This is a genomic window from Actinopolyspora mortivallis, assembly GCF_003001495.1.
In the GTDB taxonomy this organism is placed as follows: domain Bacteria; phylum Actinomycetota; class Actinomycetes; order Mycobacteriales; family Pseudonocardiaceae; genus Actinopolyspora; species Actinopolyspora mortivallis_A.
This window is the reverse complement of record NZ_PVSR01000010.1, coordinates 26116-42064: the sequence shown is the minus strand read 5'-3', so window position 1 is coordinate 42064 and position 15949 is coordinate 26116. Positions and strand designations below refer to the sequence as shown.

At 70.2% G+C, this 15949-nt stretch carries 12 protein-coding genes; 5 read left to right on the top strand and 7 right to left on the bottom strand.

Annotated features, from left to right (window positions below):
* Window positions 1-363 precede the first annotated feature (363 nt).
* Window positions 364-1017, top strand: coding sequence for a pyridoxamine 5'-phosphate oxidase (gene pdxH / locus CEP50_RS08845; protein ID WP_106113497.1), 654 nt, complete (start codon window positions 364-366; stop codon window positions 1015-1017).
* A gap of 58 nt (window positions 1018-1075) precedes the next feature.
* The gene (locus CEP50_RS08840) at window positions 1076-2005 is read left to right on the top strand and encodes an aldose 1-epimerase family protein (protein WP_106113456.1); all 930 of its coding nucleotides are present in this window, start codon (window positions 1076-1078) and stop codon (window positions 2003-2005) included.
* 66 nt (window positions 2006-2071) lie between these two features.
* Here CEP50_RS08840 and CEP50_RS08835 read toward each other — a convergent pair whose 3' ends face one another.
* The gene (locus CEP50_RS08835; RefSeq protein ID WP_106113455.1) at window positions 2072-3211 is read right to left on the bottom strand and encodes an acyl-CoA dehydrogenase family protein; all 1140 of its coding nucleotides are present in this window, start codon (window positions 3209-3211) and stop codon (window positions 2072-2074) included.
* Between the two features lie 177 nt (window positions 3212-3388).
* On the opposite strand from CEP50_RS08835, the gene CEP50_RS08830 reads away from it, so the two are divergent.
* The 3 genes from CEP50_RS08830 to CEP50_RS08820 all read left to right on the top strand — a co-directional run bounded on the left by CEP50_RS08830 (window position 3389) and on the right by CEP50_RS08820 (window position 7285).
* Complete coding sequence (locus CEP50_RS08830) at window positions 3389-4060, top strand: TetR/AcrR family transcriptional regulator (protein ID WP_106113454.1); 672 nt, start codon at window positions 3389-3391, stop codon at window positions 4058-4060.
* Entirely contained in the window at window positions 4057-5019 is a 963-nt protein-coding gene (locus tag CEP50_RS08825) for a carbohydrate kinase family protein (protein WP_106113453.1), read from the top strand. The genes CEP50_RS08830 and CEP50_RS08825 overlap by 4 nt, the downstream gene beginning before the upstream one ends.
* 961 nt (window positions 5020-5980) lie before the next feature.
* Window positions 5981-7285: a citrate synthase gene (locus CEP50_RS08820; RefSeq protein ID WP_106113452.1), complete on the top strand. Its 1305-nt coding sequence runs from the start codon at window positions 5981-5983 to the stop codon at window positions 7283-7285.
* Between the two features lie 117 nt (window positions 7286-7402).
* Here CEP50_RS08820 and CEP50_RS08815 read toward each other — a convergent pair whose 3' ends face one another.
* The 6 genes from CEP50_RS08815 to CEP50_RS08790 form a co-directional block, all read right to left on the bottom strand.
* Entirely contained in the window at window positions 7403-8656 is a 1254-nt protein-coding gene (locus tag CEP50_RS08815) for an ABC transporter permease (protein WP_106113451.1), read from the bottom strand.
* Window positions 8653-9564 carry an ABC transporter ATP-binding protein gene (locus tag CEP50_RS08810; RefSeq protein WP_106113450.1) on the bottom strand — a complete coding sequence of 304 codons (912 nt, stop codon included), beginning with the start codon at window positions 9562-9564 and terminating at the stop codon, window positions 8653-8655. Before CEP50_RS08810 ends, CEP50_RS08815 begins: the two co-directional genes overlap by 4 nt.
* A gap of 123 nt (window positions 9565-9687) precedes the next feature.
* A complete protein-coding gene (locus tag CEP50_RS08805) occupies window positions 9688-11232 on the bottom strand; it encodes an FAD-dependent oxidoreductase (protein WP_106113449.1) in 1545 nt (514 codons plus the stop codon).
* A gap of 144 nt (window positions 11233-11376) precedes the next feature.
* Window positions 11377-12408, bottom strand: coding sequence for an NADP-dependent oxidoreductase (locus CEP50_RS08800; RefSeq protein WP_106113448.1), 1032 nt, complete (start codon window positions 12406-12408; stop codon window positions 11377-11379).
* Window positions 12409-12545: 137 nt separating this feature from the next.
* The gene (locus CEP50_RS08795; protein ID WP_106113447.1) at window positions 12546-12965 is read right to left on the bottom strand and encodes a hypothetical protein; all 420 of its coding nucleotides are present in this window, start codon (window positions 12963-12965) and stop codon (window positions 12546-12548) included.
* Window positions 12958-15870, bottom strand: a complete 2913-nt coding sequence (locus CEP50_RS08790; protein ID WP_106113446.1) for an FtsK/SpoIIIE domain-containing protein — start codon at window positions 15868-15870, stop codon at window positions 12958-12960. Before CEP50_RS08790 ends, CEP50_RS08795 begins: the two co-directional genes overlap by 8 nt.
* Window positions 15871-15949 lie beyond the last annotated feature (79 nt).

The following is a 15949-nucleotide window of genomic DNA, read 5'->3' as shown; positions in this document are numbered from 1 at the left end:
GTCGCGGCCGTTGTCGTAGCGGTAACGGTGCACCCGCGCGCGGTGTCGTGGCAATCGTTTCGGCCGACAATCGGGCAGTGATGAAAAAGATCACACCGCGTGATGCGGGGGCGGTCGGCACCGGTACGGCCGGGTGGGGTCGTCTCCGTTCCTCCGTTCGGCCAACAGAGGGCTGAATCGATTGCGAAATCGATCGGGTCCGCCCTGCGGTTCGGCTGTGGTTGGTGTTCCGTTTACCGTCGATCGCGTGGCCGCGCGTCCCGTGCGCGCGGCCGAGTCGTCGTGCACCATGTTGCGGTTCACCGCGAGCACGGTCAGTCCAGTGGTGGCGCCCTCGGCGCCGACGTGACCCAGGAGGAACGGATGTCGCAGGCGAAGGCCATGCTGCCCGGAATGCGCGTGTCCTACGACGCGGAACCGCTTCAGGAGTCCCTGCTCCAGCCCACGTGGCACGAACAGCTCCGGGAGTGGTTCGACGAGGCGGTCCGGGCCGAGGTGCCCGAACCGAACGCCATGGTGCTGGCCACGGCCGACGCCGAGGGGATGCCCTCCTCCCGCACGGTGCTCTGCAAGGGCTTCGACGAGCGCGGACTGGTGTTCTTCACCAACTACACCTCGGCCAAGAGCCACGACCTCGCCGCGACCCGGGTGGCCTCGGCCACCTTCCCCTGGCTCGCGCTGCAACGGCAGGTGAACGTGCGCGGCACCGTGGAGAAGGTCTCCCCGGAGGAGACCGCCGAGTACTGGGCGCTGCGCCCGCGCGGGTCCCAGCTCGGCGCCTGGGCCTCTCCCCAGTCCAGCGTGGTTCCGGGACGGGAGAACCTGGAGTCCTCGCTGGCCGGGATCGAGCGGCGGTTCTCCGAGTCCGAGCGCATTCCCGTGCCCCCGCACTGGGGCGGCTGGCGCATCCGACCCCGGTCCGTGGAGTTCTGGCAGGGCCGCCCCGACCGCCTGCACGACCGGCTCCGCTTCCGGAGGACGGACGACTCCTGGAAGCTGGAACGACTGGCCCCCTGAGGCCGTTGTCGGCCCCGACCACGGGGCCGCGTGATCGTCGGAGGCATACAGTGGTGCCGTGACCGACGAGATCCCGGCTAGCGGACGACAGTTCGAGATCGCCCACGGAGACGCGCACGCGGTGATCACCGAGGTGGGTGCGGGCCTGCGCGGTTTCCACGTGGACGGTGTGCCCTACAGCGAGACCTACGAGGCGGACCGGCCGGCACCGGCCGCGGCGGGGGCCGTGCTGGTGCCGTGGCCGAACAGGGTCGCCGACGGGCGGTGGTCGCTGGAGGGCGAGCCCCAGCAGCTCGCCCTGACGGAGCCGGAGCGGGGCAACGCCATCCACGGTCTGCTGCGCCACATCCCGTGGACGGTCAGCGAACACACCGACTCCACGGTGCTGCTGCACGCCATGATCCCGGTGCAGCCCGGGTGGCCGGTTCCGCTGTTGACCTCGGTGGAGTACTCGGTGGACGAGCACGGGCTGACCGTGCGCCACACCGTGGAGAACCTCGGTTCGCGTCGGGTGCCGTTCGGGCTGGGCGTGCACCCCTACCCCCGGGCGGGCCACGCCGCCACCGACGAGTGCACCCTGCGGCTGGCGGCCTCGAACGTGCTGCCGCTGGACGGGGAGCGGATGCTGCCCTCCGGCCCGCCGCGGGAACTGGCCGGGGCCGAGCAGCAGCTTCCCGGGGGGCTGGCGCTGCGGGACGTGTGGCTGGACACCCCCTTCGGCGGGGCCGCTCCCGCCCCGGACGACCCGGCGGGGCTGGTCCGGCACTCGGTGACCGACCCGAACGGGCACGGGGTGCAGGTGTGGGCCGACCCCGTCTTCACATGGGTGCAGGTCTACACCGCCGGGGAGTTCCCCGGCCGGGGTAGGGCCGTGGCCGTGGAGCCGATGACCTGCCCGCCCGACGCGCTGAACTCGGGGGTGGACCTGATCGAACTGGAACCGGCGGGCACTTGGTCGGCCCGCTGGGGGCTGCGACCGCTCGGGTGAGCCCCCGGGCGTCGTCCGGTGGGGAGCGGTCGGACCGCTCCCCGGTTCGGTGGTCCCGGAGCGGGATCAGTCCTTGGCCAGCTCGCGGCCGATCACCATGCGCTGGATCTGGTTGGTGCCCTCGAAGATCTGTAGCACCTTGGCCTCGCGCATGTAGCGCTCGGCGGGGAAGTCCCTGGTGTAGCCCACCCCGCCCAGCACCTGCACCGCGTCGGTGGTGACCTTCATGGCGGCGTCGGTGGCGAGGAGCTTGGCCACGGCGGCCTGGCGTCCGAACGATCTGCCCGCGTCCCTGCGCCGCGCGGCGTCCAGGTAGGTGGCCCGGGCCGACTGCACGGCCGCCTCCATGTCGGCGAGCAGGAACTCCACCCCCTGGAACCGGATGATGGGCCGGCCGAACTGGCTGCGCTGCTTGGCGTAGTCCACGGCCAGGTCCAGGGCGGCCTGGGCCAGTCCCACCGCGCACGCGGCGATGCCCAGCCGCCCCGAGTCCAGGGCGCGCAGCGCGATGCTCAACCCCCGGTCGGGTTCCCCGATGAGGCGGTCACCGGCCACGGGAACCCCGTCGAGGACCAGTTCGGTGGTCGGGGAGGCGGTGAGTCCCATCTTGCGTTCGGGAGCGCCCGCCGACAGGCCGGGGGCCCGCCCGTCGACGAGCAGGCAGCCGATGCCCTCCTCGGAGGTCCGGGCCATGAGGGTGTAGAAGTCGGCGACCCCACCGTGGGTGATCCAGCACTTGGTGCCGCTGACCGCGTAGTTCCCCCGCCCGTCGGGTTCGGCCCTGGTGCGCAGCGATGCCGCGTCCGAACCGGCGTGCGGTTCGGACAGGGCGTAGCCGCCGAGGGTTCCCCCGCCGATCATCTCGCCCAGCCACCGTTCTCGCTGCTCGGCGGTGCCGAACTCGGCGAGGGGATAGCAGGACATGGTGTGCACCGACAGGCCCACCCCGACCGTCATCCAGGCGCTGCTGATCTCCTCCAGGACCTGGAGGTAGACCTCGTACGGCTGGTTCGCGCCGCCGTACTCCTCGGGGTAGGGCAGGCCGAGCAGTCCGGCTTTCCCGAGCAGCTCGAACTTCTCCCGGGGGAACGTCTCGTTCTCCTCGGCCTCGGCGGCCGCCGGGGCCAGTTCCCTGCGGGCGATCTCCCTGGTGAGGGCGATCAGATCGGTGGCTTCCTGCGTGGCGAGCATGCGTTCGACCGGCATCGGATCGTAGCTCCAGTGCGCCTGCGGACTGTTTGTCCGTACTCTGTACAGTACTGTGGAACCGCTTTCAGTACGGTTGGATGCGCATGGTACGTGGTCCGTGCACGAGGTGAAACCGTTTCGCCCTGGCGAGGTCCCGAACAACCGGCCGGTCGGACTCTGTGGCAGCCTCGAACGATGAGTCATTCCCGGCCGACGGAGGATCTCCGCGGTGGACACGACGCGGTGCCGAGCCGGGCCGTGCAGGCGCGACGGGCGGAGTTGCTGGACAGGTTGTGCGACCTCTTCCTCGCCGAGGGGTTCTCGCACTTCACCCTCGACGAGCTGACCGCGCGGATGCACTGTTCCAAGTCGACGCTGTACACCCTGGCCCCGAGCAAGGAGCAGCTGGCGGTCCGCGTGGTGGCGCACTTCTTCAAACGGGCCACCGCCAGCATCGAGCGTCGGGTCGCCGAGGTCACCGACGCGCGGTCGGTGATCCGCGTCTACCTCAAGAGCGCGGCGGCGGAGCTCGCCCCGGCGAGCAGGCGGTTCATCGCCGACATGGCGAACAACCCGGCCACCCGCGCCTGCTACGAGTCCAACGCGACCATCGCCGCCGACCGGATCCGTTCGGTCGTGCACGAGGGGGTGCGCACCGGGGTGTTCCGGGAGGTCGACGCCGCGTTGGTGGGGGAGATGGTCGGGTTGACCATCTCGGCGATCCAACGGGGTGAGATCAACGAGCGCACCGGTTTGTCCGACGCGGCGGCCTTCGACGCGCTCTCCGAGTTCCTGGTGGGGGGACTGTCCCTGTCCGGCGAACGGACGACGCGGGCCGGCGAGCCGGAGCGAACGGAGGAAACGTGATCATTGTCGGTGGAGAGGCCCTGGTCGATCTCGTGCCCGGACAGCCCCCCGCCGAGGGGGGACTGCCGCCGTTGCACCCGAGACTCGGGGGCGGCCCCTACAACACCGCCATCGCGCTGGGCAGGCTGGGCGCTCCCGCCGGGATGTTCACGCGACTGTCGACGGACCGTTTCGGGCGGGAACTGCTCGCACGACTGCACGCGGCCGGTGTGGACAGCACGATGGTCCAGATCGGACCGGAACCCACCACCCTGGCCGTGGTGGACCTGGACGAGCACGGGGCGGCCCGCTACGGCTTCCACACGACCGGCACCGCCGCGCCGCTGGTCGCTGACCCGGGGGACCCACCGGAGGGGACCACGGCGCTGTGCCTGGGAACGCTCGGGATGGTGCTGGAACCGGGGGCCTCGGTCTACGAGCGGATGCTCTTCCGGTACGCCCGCCAGGGCGGGTTCGTGGCCCTGGACCCGAACATCCGGGCCGATCTGATCGGTGATCCGGACGGCTACCGGCACCGCTTCCTGGAGTGGTTGTCCGCCGTGAGCCTGCTCAAGCTCTCGGTGGAGGACGCGGCCTGGCTGGCCGGTCTCGATCCGGACGAGGCCGATGTGCGGCTGCTGTCCGGGCCGCTGCGGGACTGGCTGCGTCGTGGCCCCGCCGCCGTGGTGCTCACACGGGGAGCGGAAGGGATCTCCGTGCTCACCCGGCAGGAGGAGTTGCTCGGGGTCCCGCCCGCGGCGGTGTCGGTGGTGGACACCATCGGCGCGGGGGACACCATCCAGGCCGCGCTGCTGGCCTGGTTGTGGCGGGAGGACCTGCTCGCGTGGGAGTCCGTGGCCGGGTTGTCGCAGCGGCGCTGGCGGGAGGCCTTGTCCCACGCCGCGGCCGCGGCCGGGGTCACCGTCTCCCGCTCGGGGGCGGAACCGCCGTACGCCGCCGAGCTCGCCGGGGGCGAGTGAGCGGAAACGGGCCTTGGCGCCCGAGTTCGGCGGACATGACACGAAAGAGGGGTCCCACGCCGGTGGGACCCCTCGGAATCGGTGGGCCGACCCGGTCGTTACCCGGGTCGGCATCCGGTGAACCGCCTCGCTCAGAGGACGTTGATGTTCACCAGCACGTCGATCAGCGACTGGATGATGACCACTTTGTGTTCCTTTGCTCGATTGGCGATTGTTTTTCATGTTGCGGCCGCAGCACCGAAGTTAGTAGCGGATCGCGACTGTGTCTGTCACACGAAAGAGCGAAGTGATCACGACATTGTGTAGCGCCCGTGATCGTTCCGTAGTTGCGAAACACTTTCGTGAAAATTAGTCGCGAAATTTTCCCCTGTTTTGATCACTCCGTGTGTTCACAGTGGAGGACAGGCGAGGGGGTTTCCGTCGTCCGGGGGCTTGATTTTCGAGGGGTGTGCGGTTATGTGCAGCGAAAACCGATGTCATTCACCTGAATGGATGAAGAGATCACTCGACAGAGTGAGCAGTGCCTGGTTCCAGCACGGGAGTGATTCGAGTCACTCCTACCGGGTGGATGGTCGGGTGTGGGAGGGGGTTCGATCGGGTACTCCTCCTCTCCCGGGCGGGCAGCCGTGGACCGACCACCGGTCCGTCCTTCCAACGATCGAGGGCCTCCCGTTGTGACGGCTCCCACCTTCCGGGTGATCCAGGCGACTCTCCGGAGGGTCGGACCGGTGTGATCGTGGTCCCACCTGCCCGTTTCGACTAACACTGTTGCTGCGTGAGAGGCCTTTGGCGGTCTAGCGTGACTACCGTCAGGACCCCAACGGGGTGGTGCTGCGGCGGTTCGGAGGATCCCGACCGGCGTGCGCTCGATCGGGAACAGGTGACTCCGGCACCCCTGGTGTCGGTCGTACCGCTGGTCGGCGGCAGCCCCACCCCCGATTGAGCGCGAGAGGTTCGGAGAATGCCCGACGACGCGACCGCCAAACGCTCCGTCGCGCTGCGCTACGACGCCGGCGAACACGAGATGACCGTGACGACCCCCACCGAGGGGACGCCCGGCGTCGATCTGGACAAGCTCATGGCCAAAACCGGTTTGGTGACGCTCGATCCGGGCTTCGTCAACACCGCGGCCTGTGCTTCCGACATCACCTACATCGACGGTGGTGCGGGGATTCTGCGGTATCGGGGATACCCGATCGAGGAACTCGCGAACAACTCCAACTTCGTCGAGGTCAGCTATCTGCTGATCTACGGCGAACTGCCCACGCAGGAACAGTACGAGGACTTCGCCGAGCGGATCCGCAGGCACACGCTGCTGCACGAGGACCTGCGCAAGTTCTTCGACGGCTTTCCCCGCGACGCGCACCCCATGCCGGTGCTGTCCTCGGCGGTTTCGGCATTGTCCACCTTCTACCAGGACAGCCTCAATCCGTTCGACCGGCAGCAGGTGGAACTGTCCACGCACCGGCTGTTGGCGAAACTGCCGACCATCGCCGCCTACGCCTACAAGAAGTCCGTCGGCCAGCCGTTCCTCTACCCGGACAACTCGCTCGGCCTGGTGGAGAACTTCCTGCGGATGACCTTCGGCTTCCCCGCAGAACCCTACGAGGTCGACCCCACGATGGCGCGGGCACTCGACCTGCTGTTCATCCTGCACGCCGACCACGAGCAGAACTGCTCCACCTCGACGGTGCGCATGGTCGGTTCCTCCGAGGCGAACCTGTTCGCCAGCATCTCCGCCGGGATCAACGCGTTGTTCGGGCCGCTGCACGGCGGGGCGAACAGCGCCGTGCTGGAGATGCTGGAGGGAATCCGCGACGCCGGCGGCGACGTCGACTCCTTCGTGGAGCGGGTCAAGAACAAGGAGCCCGGGGTCAAACTGATGGGTTTCGGGCACCGGGTCTACAAGAACTACGACCCCCGCGCCCGGATCATCAAGAAAACCGCGGACGAGGTGCTGGAAAAGCTCGGATCGAACGACCCGCTGTTGGACATCGCGCTGAAGCTGGAGGAGCGCGCGCTGGCCGACGAGTACTTCATCGAGCGCAACCTGTACCCGAACGTGGACTTCTACACCGGGTTGATCTACAAGGCGATGGGCTTTCCCACGAAGTTCTTCACCGTGCTGTTCGCGCTCGGCCGGCTGCCGGGCTGGATCGCGCACTGGCGCGAGATGCTCGACGACCCCGCCCGCAAGATCAGCCGTCCCCGTCAGGTCTACACCGGATACGCTCAGCGCTCCTACGTCCCGATGAACCAGCGCTGAATCCTTCTCGGAACCGTTGGTGTCCCCGAAAGCGGGCCGCCCGTGTCCTCCGCACGGACGGCCCGCTTCACGTCGGTGCGCCGGATGGCCCGACGGCCGGTACCGGCCGGGTCCGACTCAGGAGGAGCGCAGCGCCTCCCGGAACCTGACGCGCGCCCCGGTGCGCAGCACGGCGTTGGAGTAGATCCGCCCGCCCAGCCAGAGCACGGCCGCGCTGGCCGCCAGCGACAGCACCACCGACAGCGCCCCCTGCCACAGCGGCACCGTGCCGAGCGCCAGCCGCATCGGCATCAGCATGGGGGAGAAGCCGGGAACCAGCGACAGCACCGTGGCCAGGGGGCCCTCCGGGTTCTCCGGCAGCACGGACACGCCCACCACGAACGGGAGGATCAGCATCATGATCACCGGAGTGATCACGCTCTGCAGGTCCTCCTGCCGGGAGACCAGCGAGGCCGCCGCGGCGAGCATCGTCGCGTAGAGCACGAAACCCAGCAGGAACCACAGCACGGCCCAGCCGAGCATTCCCGCCACGGTGAGCGTGGGCAGGGTGAGCACGGCGGTGACCGTCGCCGCGGCGAAACCGAGCAGTCCGACGACCGCGAACTGGATCAGGCCGGTCAACCCGATGCCGACGATCTTGCCGGCCATCAGCTCGGTACTGCGGATGGTCGACAGCAGCACCTCCACCACCCGGCTGGACTTCTCCTCCACGACCCCCTGGGCGATCATCTGGCCCGACATGATCAGGAACATGTACAGCAGGAAGGTCGAGATCATGGCGATGATCAGCCGCTGGGCCTTCTCCGCGCCGGAGGCTTCGGAGACCGAATCTCCCTCCCCGTCCGGGGAGGAGCCCATCGAGATGATGGCGACCTGGCCCTGCCCGGCGCGCTCGCGCACCTTCTCCGGGTCCAGTCCCGACTCCGCCATCTCGGCGTCGAGCTGGTTGTCGTAGGTGATCCTGGTCAGCGCCCGCTCCAGGTAGGGGTAGACGTGCCGCTCGACGAAGAACTTCGGCTCCGTGGGGGTTCCGGCGACCACCCCGTCGAGTTCGCCCTCGTGCACCAGGCTCTTGCCCGTCTCGGTGTCGGGAACCTCCCGGATCTCGACGGCGGGCACGTCCGCTCCGGCCTCCCGCTCCAGGCGTTCGGTGAGCCCGGCGGCCGACGGCGTGATCCCCAGCTGCCTCGTGGTGTCCGAGACAGCCGGTCGGTCGTCACCACCCGAGCCTCCCGCGACGAACATCACCACCGGGAAGGCCAGCACGAGCAGTGCCATCAACAGCGTTCCCAGCACGAACGAGCGCGTTCGCACTCTGGTCAGCAGTTCGCGTCGGGCGACCAGCCACACGGTGTGCAGTGTCGATCTCACTCGTCGGTCTCCTCGGTTACGACGTCGCGGAACAGCTCGTTCAGGCTCGGACGCGCCCTGCTGAACTCGTGCACCGGTCCGGTTTCCAGCGCGGCACGCAACACCTCCTGGTCGTCGGCGGTGTCGTCGAGCCGCAGGGTGGTGTGTCCACCTCGGCTGCTCTCCACGGTCACGCCCCGCAGACCCTGCGCCCAGTCGGCGGGAGCATGGGGGGCGTGCACGGTCAGCAGCACCGGTCCGCTGGAGCGCAGTTCCTCGACGGTGCCGTCGGCGACCATCCTGCCGCGTCGCACGATGCCCACCCGGTCGCACAGTCGCTGCACCAGGTCCAGCTGGTGACTGGAGAAGATCACCGGCACGCCCTGGTCGCGCTTCTCGCCCAGCACGGTGCTCATCACCTCGACCGCCACGGGGTCCAGCCCGGAGAAGGGCTCGTCGAGGATCAGCACCTCCGGGTCGTGCACCAGGGCCGCGGCGAGCTGGACCCGTTGCTGGTTGCCCAGGCTGAGTTTCTGCAGCTGCTCCTCACGTCGTTCGGCCAACCCCAGTCGTTCGGTCCACCGGTTCGCCGCCCGGGCGGCTTCGGTGCGGCGCATTCCGTGCAGTTCCCCCAGGTACTGGAGCTGTTCCAGCACCTTCATCTTCGGGTAGAGTCCGCGTTCCTCCGGCATGTAGCCGATCCGGTTGCGGACCGCCCGGTCCACCGGGGCACCGCCGTAGCGGACCTGCCCCGAGTCGGCGGCGAGCACACCCAGCGCGATCCGCATGGTGGTGGTCTTTCCGGCGCCGTTGCTGCCGACGAACCCCAGCATCTCGCCGCCGCGCACGGTGAGGGACATCTCGTCGAGAGCGACGACGTCCCCGTAGCGTTTGGAGATCCGGTCGATCTCCAGGGCGCCTTCGGGCACGGGTACTCCTTAGTCAGGCGGCACGGGAGGAGGCGCGGTGCGACGGGTCGTGCCGCGCCCCTCCCCGCATTGATGCGAACTTTGTTCGGGAAAGACCCTACCCGTCACGGACTGCTCCGTGGGTCACAACCGCACGCCGCGCAGTGCCCGCGCGACGAGTTCCTCGACCACGGGCAGCGCCGCCCGGCGGAGTGCCGCGTCCACCGGAGCGGCCCGGCGGTCCAGTACGTCGGCCGCCTCCAACGCGCCCTCGTGGCGAACCGCCCAGACGACCTCACCCGCCGTGAGGGAACACCCCGGTACCACCGGCTCGGCCAGCCGGGGGTCCAGCTCGCCCACGGCCACCACCCGCTCGGCCTCGGTGCCGTGGCGGGCGACGAGGTCGGCGGGAGCCTCCAGCAGGGCCAGGCGCCGCCGGGCCGCCGCACCGACCAGCGGGGTGTGCGCGGTCCGACAGGGACCGGCCCGCAGTCCGGTGGTCCGCACCACGGTGTTCACGGCGGACTCGGCGGTGGCACGCACGACGAGCGGATCCGCCCCCAGGACGGTGACCACGCCGTCGGGGGAGACGTGCGGGGCGGCAGCGACGTCCGAGTCGAGCTCGCTACGGGTGCGCCGCGTGTCCGGCACGGTTCGCGGCTGTCCGCGCACTCCCAGCACGTGACCGGGCTGCGGGCGCACTCCCAGCACCCGGTCGCAGACTTCCAGCAACCGTTCGGCGGGAGCGGACGAGTCGTCCTCCCCCGCCTCGTCCGGCCCCAGCACCGGAGGGCCGCCCCAACCGGGGAGTAGTTCGAGCCAGGGCTCCGCTCCGCCTCGCGGGGCGGCCAGGGCGGTCTCGGAGAGCCCCGGGAACTCGGGGGACAGCAGCAGATGCCGGCTGTGCCGGGTGCGCAGGGGCAGCCCTCTGGTCAGCCGCCCCGCGTGGCTGCCGGTGGCGTTGACCACCGCCCGGGCCCGCAGCCGGAGCTCGCGTTCCCCCAGGTGGTCCACCACGCTCGCCCCGTCCCGGAACGTCTCCAGCGCCCGCACCCGGGTGAGGATCCGTGCCCCCAGGCCGGCGGCGGTCCGCGCCAGCGCCACGACCAGCCGGGCCTCGTCGAGCGGGCGGCCGACGAACCCCAGCAGGCCACCGAGCACGCCCTCCGGGCGCAGCGCGGGCACCAGGGCCCGCGCCGCGGGTTCCGGCACCCGGCGGCTCGGGGGGAACACCTCGGTGTCCACCTCCGCGCCCAGCCGCAGTGCGTCGGCCCCGCGAAGTCGGGCCCGCAGGGCGATCCGGTCCCCGCGCGGGGTTCCCCCGGGGAGCGGGACCAGCAGGGGCAGGGGTCGGACCAGGTGCGGGGCGGTGCGGTTCGTCAGTGTGGCGAGTTCACCGGCGCGCTGACGGGCGCGACCCAGCTCCCCCGGCGTGCGCCGCCGGGGCAGGTCCCGGGTGGCCCCGGGAGCCGTCCGGACGGACTCGGCGGCGAGGTCCTCCCGCTCGACCAGGGTGACCGCCAGCCCCCGGCGGGCGGCGTCGAGGGCCACCGCCGCCCCGGTGAGTCCCCCGCCGACCACCAGCACGTCCGTGTGCCCACCCTCGGCGAGTTCGGCGAGCTCCCGGTCCCTCCTGGCCGCGTTGAGGGAGGTCTTCCGCGTTTCGTGTCCTTGAGCGGATGGGGGCATGGCGTTTTCCGACCTCCCGGGCCGTGGGTGAGGTCCCCGCCGTCGACGGGGACCACCCGTCCACCGGCGCCGTCACGGGTGTCGCCGTGCGGACTCCCGGTGGTCGGGGAGGGCCGGGCACCCGTGAGGAAGCGCTCCGGGACCCTACGCGATGTTGACGAGCATCTTGCCGGTGTTGTCCCCGCGCAACACGCCGAGGAAGGCCTCGGGCGCCTTGCGGATGCCGTCCACGGAGGTCTCCTCGTAGGAGATCCTGCCCTCGCGGACCAGGGGAGCCACGTGCTCGAAGAAGTCCCGCTTGAGGTGGGTGTTGTCGTTGACGATGAAGCCCTGCATGCTCAGTCGCTTGGTCACGAACTGGAACATGTTGCGGGGGCCCGGCTGCGCCTCGGTGGCGTTGTACTGCGAGATCGCTCCGCAGGCCGCGATGCGTCCGAAGTCGTTCATGGACCCGATGGCGGCCTCCAGGTGGTCCCCGCCGACGTTGTCGAAGTAGACGTCGATGCCGTTCGGCGCGGCCGCGCGGAGCTGTTCGCCCACGGGGGCGTCCTTGTAGTTGAAGGCGGCGTCGAAACCGAACCTCTCGGTGAGCAGCCGTACCTTCTCCGGGGAGCCGGCACTGCCGATCACGCGTTCCGCTCCGCCCAGTTTGGCGAGCTGGCCCACCAGCGAGCCGACCGCTCCGGCCGCCCCGGAGACGAAGACCGTGTCCCCCTGCTGGAAGCGGGCCTTGTCCATCAGTCCCACGTAGGCGGTCATGCCCGGCATCCCCAGTACTCCGAGGAAGGCGCTCGGGGGGAACTCGCTGGAGACCGCGGTGGCCTGGGTGGCGTCCACGACGGCGTACTCCCGCCAACCGAGGCTGTGCAGTACCGACTGACCGGGGGAGAAGTCATCGGAGTTGGAGCGCACCACTTCGCCGACGGCTCCGCCGTCGAGCGGCTGGCCGATCTCGAAGGGGGCCACATAGGACTTGGCGGCGCTCATGCGCCCACGCATGTAGGGGTCGACGCTCATGACCTTGTTGCGCACCAGCAGCTGGCCCGGCCCCGGTTCGGGAACCGGGGCTTCGACGATGTCGAAGTTGTCCGTGGTCGGCCAGCCCTCGGGGCGGGAGGCCAGGCGGATCTCCACGGCTGTGTCCGGTACGGAAGAGGTGGTCACGGAAACCTCCATATACGAAACTGTTGCGTATTGCAATTTTACCCGGGTGGCAAGGGGACTGCCAGGCGAGCAGTGCCGACCATCCTACCGACTGGTCGGTCTGCCATGTGGTCCGCCGTGACCCGGACACGGCCGCCGCACGAGCCCCCTCAGGACTCGCGGCGGCCCCGCCACCCCCCGAGCAACAGCCCCATACCGGACCACCGCCGCTGGCCGACCGCCTCGTGCAACTCCATGTAGGCGCTCTGCACCGCACGGATGGCCTCCTCGGCCGGGACGGGCTCCGCCGAGGTGTCCGGCGGGGGAAGCTGGGTCACCTGCATCCAGCGCTCCTCCCACAACGCCTCCTTCGCGGCGTTCCAGCGGATCCGCACCCCCTCGGCCACCTCGTCCCGCTGCTGCTGTGCCGACTCGACCCGGTCCTGGCCGGTGGCCAGCTCCTCCTCCAACCGCTCGGCCCGCTCCCGTTCACGGGCGTTCAACCGGTCCACCGCCTCGGCGACCAGCGCGGTGATCTCCTTGTACCGCTCCGCGGCACGCTCGGGCTGCTCCCCGGCACCGTCAGTCACCACTGTCCTCCCCGACGTTGGAGGCGACCGCGTCCGAGTCGCGCGGTCGCGGGACACGCTGCGAGGACTCGGAGACCTCCCGATCCGTGGAGAGCTCGCCGAGTTCCTCGGAGAGATCGAGCGGCAGCACGACCTCGGGATGCGAGTGCGTCGAACGGTCGAAGAACAGCCCGCGCCGGGCCCGGGGGGACCAGGTGATCAGCTGTCCCGCCGCCAGCGGAGCCAGCTCCTGGCCCTGCACGTCGAAGGCCACCCAGGCACCCACGTCGTCGGTCGGCCCCATGCCGAGCGTGTTGCGCAGACGCTGCGCGCTGCGCCACCACCCCATGACGTGCAGTCCCACCTCCGGACCCTGTTTCAGGATCCGACGCAGCTGATCCAGACCGCTGACCCCGGTCTGCGGGTCCTTGCGCTCCAGGATCGGCTGAGCCGCGTCGACCCCGTAGAGCAGCAGGCAGTGCCGAACCGTGGTGGAGTTGCCCTCGGGGGAGTCGACCCGTTCGGCGAGCAGGGTGGACAACCGCCGCAGGGCGGCCTCCAGCTCCCCCGCGCCGAGCACCGACACCGTGTGCCCGCCCGCGCGCAACCGTCCCGCCACCGCCCGGGCGTGCGCGGCGCCGTCGTCCACCAGCGCCGCCACGGTGAACTCCACCTCCCCGGCGGCGAACTGCCTGGCCAGCGAGAGCGCGCCGGAACCGAGCACGGCCACCGCGTCCTGCTGGGCCGAGCCCAGCACCGCCAGGTTCCGCCCCGGCGAACGTCCGAAGGGAAGCGTCGCCGCCGTGCCCCGCACGTCGATGACCTGGCCCAACAGCGCAGCGGGCGGGGTGCGCTCGCCCGGGCGCAGTCGCTCGTAGTCCTCCAGTTCGGAGAGCCGGGGCAGGTGCGAGCCGTCGAACAGGCGCGGCGGGCGCGCGTTGCGTCTGCCGGTTTCCCAGAGGTGCCGTTCCCACAGCTTGTGCTGCAACGAGTCGAAGGTCTCCGAGGCGGTGGCGTCCGGAATCCGGGCCACCTCGTTGCCGTGTCTGACCCCCGACTCGTGGTTGACCACGGCGTGCCAGCGCGGCAGCTCCAGAGCGGTGGTGTTGTTGTCCACCAGCACCCGGCGGGCCTTCGGCAGCGCCACCCGCAGGATGAACTGCTCGAAGATGGCCGGCTTGCCCCAGAACGCCTCGATCCCCGAAATGTCCTGACTGGCCAGCACCAGGTGGATGCCCTGGGAACGCCCCCTCCGGGCGACGTCCTCAAGCAGGGTCGCCGCCTGGGTGGACACCGAGTCCCGCTCGGCGAACAGGTACTGGAACTCGTCGATCACCGCGACGATCCGGGGCCATCGCCCGTCCGGATCGCGCTGACGCAGCTCCTCCAGCTTGGTGACCTCGTGCGCCTTGGCCGCGTCGGCCCTGCGACGCATCTCCGTGGCCAGGAAACGCAGCAGGGCCAGCCCGAACTCCCGGTCGGTGTTGACGTTGACCCCCACCAGCCGCGCGTGCGGCAGCCAGCTCGGATCCCTGGTTCCCGGGGTGAACTGGGCGAAGGAGACGCCCTCCTTGAAGTCCAGCAGGTACATCTCCAGCTCGTCCGGGCTGTAGCGGGCGGCCAGCGACCCCAGCATCCCGTACAGGAAGTTCGTCTTGCCCGAACCGCTCGGACCTCCCACCAGCGTGTGCGGACTCGTGTCCCCCAGGCAGACACGGACCGGCTCCCCGTCGAAGAACCCCACGGGCGCGGTCAGCCCGGAAGTGGAGTCGTTCGTCCAGAAGCGTTCCGGAAGCAGGTCGTCGAAGGTGCGCACCCGGGAGCGCCGGGCCTGGAAAGTCTCCGAGATGGCCGAACAGGCCCGGCTCACGCGTTCCCGGGACGGGCTCTCGTCCGGGGTGATCACCAGGTGTGCCCCGGTCATGCTGCTGCGCGCGCTGTCCGGGGCGGTGAACGTCACCGACTCCAGGGCGTTGTTCACCGTCATCGGCAGGTCCACCACGATCAGCTGAATCCCGCAGGCGAGACCGTTGCGGGCGACACGTTGCAGCTGCTGTTGTTGCTCCTCCCTGAGCGGCTCCCCGTCGCCGAACAGCACCGCGATCCGCCACGGTTCACCACGGTGGCCCGTCTCGGCGGCCAGCGACTTCAGCGAGGTGTGCCCGCCGAGCAGGGCCGTGGTGTGGATCCGTCTGATGTGTTCGGCCAGTTCCTCCAGCAGGTCGTCCAGTCGCGTGGGGTCGTGCGCGGTGAGCAGCCCCGAACGGGTCAACGGGAACAGCCCCGGCAGCGTTCCGGTCAGGCGCGCCGTGTCCCACACGTGGACCCGGACCAGACCGGGTTCGTAGTAGGAGAGCACCCGCAGCAGCAGGTTCTGGACGAGGGACTCGGCCGCCTCCCGCGTGGCGGTCTCGGGGACGGAACCGTGGCAGGTGATGCGCAGATTGGACTCGTCGAGCAACGGCACGGCGGCGGGGAAACCGGCCGCCTCGGGCGCGTCCGGGCAGCGACCGGTCCCGATCCGCCACAACTGGGGGACAGGGCTCCGCGCCGTGGCCGTGCCGATACTGCCGAGCCACTCGTGCCACGGCGCCGACGCCGGACCGGGAGAGGACTCGGCCACCAGCTCCGTCAGCCGGTCGGGTCCGTGCTCGGTCCACTCGGAGAAGATCTCCCCGCGCTCGGCCAGGGCCCGGTCCAGCGCCTTCCGGAACTCGGGCTGGTCGGAGCCCTCGAACGAGTCGGGATCGGCGGCCACAACGGACACCCCGTGCTGTGCGATGCGCAGCGCGTGCTCCTGTTCGGCCTGCTCCGCCCTGGCCCGTTCCACCGCGTTCTCGGCCGCCCCGAGGGCCGTGGCGGCGGTGGCTCTCAACCGGTCGAAGGCGGCCTGGATCGCACCCCGCCGCTCGTTGCGTTTACGCACGCCTCACCTCGGTACTCGCATCACTGACCGTAAGCAAAGTACCACTGATCACGGCGAGCGTACGCCGGTGTGACCGGTT